Annotated in this window: 3 protein-coding genes; all 3 read right to left on the reverse strand. The window is 42.4% G+C overall.

Annotation, left to right across the window (positions count from 1 at the left end; all coding sequences use genetic code 11):
- Positions 1–88: 88 nt before the first annotated feature.
- Positions 89–1,129 (reverse strand): reverse transcriptase domain-containing protein, encoded by a 1,041-nt coding sequence (locus BM299_RS18550; RefSeq protein ID WP_092487979.1) that lies wholly within the window; start codon positions 1,127–1,129, stop codon positions 89–91.
- 100 nt (positions 1,130–1,229) lie between these two features.
- Positions 1,230–2,240 (reverse strand): site-specific integrase, encoded by a 1,011-nt coding sequence (locus tag BM299_RS18555; protein WP_092487982.1) that lies wholly within the window; start codon positions 2,238–2,240, stop codon positions 1,230–1,232.
- The gene (locus BM299_RS18560) at positions 2,227–2,958 is read right to left on the reverse strand and encodes a tyrosine-type recombinase/integrase (RefSeq protein WP_245779865.1); all 732 of its coding nucleotides are present in this window, start codon (positions 2,956–2,958) and stop codon (positions 2,227–2,229) included. Before BM299_RS18560 ends, BM299_RS18555 begins: the two co-directional genes overlap by 14 nt.
- Positions 2,959–3,209 lie beyond the last annotated feature (251 nt).

A 3,209-nucleotide genomic window follows, 5' to 3' on the forward strand; every position in this document is an offset into this window, starting at 1 on the left:
CCTCATCAGTAAAGGGTATTGTTTATTATTTTTGCTCCACTGGGTGGGTCAAATTTATTTGCATAAGGTGGGTCAATTCTATTGACAATCAACAGTTAATTTGATTTAGTGGTAGATTGGGGTTTATGTGATGTGTTTCAAGTTCATGTCCTATTATTGGATTGCCGCATACCTTGCATTTCCCTTTGTCCCGGTTGAACGCATAGGCCCTATTCATTAGGTATTCAAAGTTGTATTTTGGGTCGGTTTGTCCTTTGGTTATTAGTTTGGATAGAGTTAGGCTCAAGGTTATGTCATCTCTGGGTAGTGGATGTTTCTTTAGTGTGCGTTCTTTGTAGGCATTTCTACCTTCCGGTGTGTATGGCGTTTCTATTGGATTTTTGAGATATGCCTTTTCCCATTTAACGAATCCTAAGCTGGTTATTCCGATTGTTAGTTCATTAAATTTTATTGCTGGGATTTTTGTTGTATAACTGGCGTGTCGATTAATTAGGTTATTTACTTCGTTGGCCGGTGTCCATTGGGCACCTTTTGGTTTGAATGCTTTGTATGCTGTATATAATAGGGAATCGGCGTATTTATTCAATTCTACATTTACCATAGTTGCCGGTTTGTAGTAGTTGCCTATTCCGGTAATGGTACTGTTTGTTATATTTATTTGGTGTATTAATTGTTCTCCATTATATTTGCGTAATTGTTTGATGCGTTTTCTTAGCTCATCTACTTTTGCTTTTAGGCGTTTATCATCTGGTCTGGTGCAAGGTATCCATCCTGTTCTGGACTTACCGGGTATTTGTTTATAGCGGAATCCTAAAAAGTGGATGGGGGATTTTCTGACGTTGGTTATTAGTGTTTTGTCTGGACTTAGCTTTAATTTGAGTTTTGTATCCAGGTATTTTTCAATGCGCCTTTTCCACTTTTCAGCATTGGTTTTTGTATCTGTTATCAATATCCAGTCGTCGGCATACCTTATTAGATAAGCGGGTTTGAGATTGGTTCTTTTCCTTAGTGCTCTGATTTTCATATCATTTGTTGAATATTCGTGTATGGTTTTCTTTTCTTCCCATTCCCGTATTATCCATTGGTCGAGTTTGTGAAGGTAGACATTGGCTAATAGGGGTGAAATTATTCCGCCTTATGCAAAGTAGATGATTATGCAAAGTAAACTCGTTCAGACCATTAAATATAAGGATTTCTGTCTCATTTACTTTGCATAATCTTTGAGACTTCTACAGTCGAGACAGCCATGCAAGAAGTGCCTGATCCTCGTTCCAATCCGGCAGGCTGCTGTTAACTAGTTCCGGATAGGCATTTTCGATTGCCTTACGCTTCGTCTCCGTATCGGCCCTGGCATAGACCTCAGTGACTTTTATGTCCGTATGGCCTAGGAAATCACGGATATAAATGAGGTTAACTCCGGCCTGAAGAAGATGCATTGCCTTGCTGTGACGAAACATATGCGGTCTGACCCTAGACGGAATCAACGTTGATGATAGCCTAGCTTGTTCCACATATTTTGAGATGATGTAGGAAACCCCTTCTTTGGTTAGCTTACTATGCTGTTTATTGAAGAACAGCGGATACTCATTTTTCCAGTTTACATCAAGACGGTTTTCGTAAATATAACGTTCCAAGAGCTGGACAGTACCTTTCATGATGGGAACACGCCTAATCTTATTGCCCTTTCCAGTCAACACGATGATGGCCGGTGTGTTCAGGTTTACATCACACACCTTGATGTCAATAAGTTCCTGTACCCTTGCCCCTGTGTCATAGAGGACACTCATCAGGGTCAGGTCACGCCGCCCGCGGATTGTCGTTTTGTCCGGTTGGGACAATAGGAACTGCATGGCCTCAGGAGTAAGGTGCTCCACAACTGCTTTGACTGCTTTTTTGACAGGTATGGCAATGACCTTTTGAAAATGGTAAAGTCCTGATGGGTCTTCACACTGGGCATAACGGAAAAAGGAATGGATGGCAGCCAGCCGCTGATTTCGTGTCGATATACTGCATTTGCGCTCTGTTTCCAGCCATTCCAAAAACCTGGTAATCAGGCCTCCCGACAGGGTATTCATTGTAATATTTTCTGCTGCAATACCTTCTTTTTCTTGGCAGTAGCGGATCAAGAGTTTAAATGTATCGCGATAGGAACTGATGGTATTCCTACTTACGTTTTTGTGGCCTGGTAGATATTCGGAAAGGAATCTGGTAAGATGCACTGCGAAATCAGTCGGTTTCATCTGCATCACCTTCCAGCCCAGGGATCAGATCCGGGTATTTCCCTTCCAGACGAATGGTGATATCCGGGAAAACATCTGCCGTCATCCTTAGATAATAAGCGGTCTCCTCGAAGGAATCGTGTCCCATGTAAGCTTTGAGGATTGGTAGATAAGCTGACAGGTCCTTGCCTTGTTCAACCCAGCGTTTCAGACAATGACAAGCAAAGGTATGGCGAAAATCATGGATCCGTGGGCCTTTGCCTCTGCCGCCATGAGAAATGCCGGCGCGCCAGAGAAATCTCCTGAAGTTATGGTAGACATTTTGTATTGTCATAGGTCTCCCGCCTAGTGCAGGGAAGAAGTACGCCTTTTCGTCCGTGAATGGATGGACTTTCCGGGCATAATCCCGGCATCGCTTTGTAAGGGTTCCAGACATAGGAACAAGTCGGCTGTTATCTTTCTTGGAATGGTTAATGATAAGAATACCGTTATCAAGATCCACATCGCCAACCTTAAGGAGCCTGGCTTCGGACACACGCAGACCACAGGAGTATATCATCCTGAAAAACACTGGCATGATTAAGTGCCTGTCTGGACACTCGATACAGTAATGGCATTTATCAGTTTCTGCAAAAAAACGCTCCAGTTCATCCGGGGTATAAATATGTGGAATGTACTGCTCCTCTGTAGGGTAGTAGCCTTTCGGAATAATGTAAGCATCAAGTCCAAGGGAATCCATATATTTTCCGAACTGACGTATGATAGAAGCCCGCGAACATTGGTTGGCCTGCGCCTCATATGATCTCTTTTTGCCCCAGTCAAGGACAATTTCTTTTGAAAGTCTGTCTGCTGATGGATATTTGTCTATTGTAAACTCATCAAAGCGCTTCAGATGGAGAATATATTAAATCACGTGTAAATGGTTAATACTACCACTAAAGGAGTTGACCATTTATGCAAGCCATGCAAGACAAAACAATCAAGGAATTA

Origin of the sequence: Desulfoscipio geothermicus DSM 3669, from assembly GCF_900115975.1 — a bacterium.
In the GTDB taxonomy this organism is placed as follows: domain Bacteria; phylum Bacillota; class Desulfotomaculia; order Desulfotomaculales; family Desulfallaceae; genus Desulfoscipio; species Desulfoscipio geothermicus.

Coding starts and splice junctions, on each gene's coding strand:
- BM299_RS18560 (WP_245779865.1), bottom strand. CDS start 2,958: ATGGATTCCCTTGGACTTGATGCTTACATTATTCCGAAAGGCTACTAC.
- BM299_RS18555 (WP_092487982.1), bottom strand. CDS start 2,240: ATGAAACCGACTGATTTCGCAGTGCATCTTACCAGATTCCTTTCCGAA.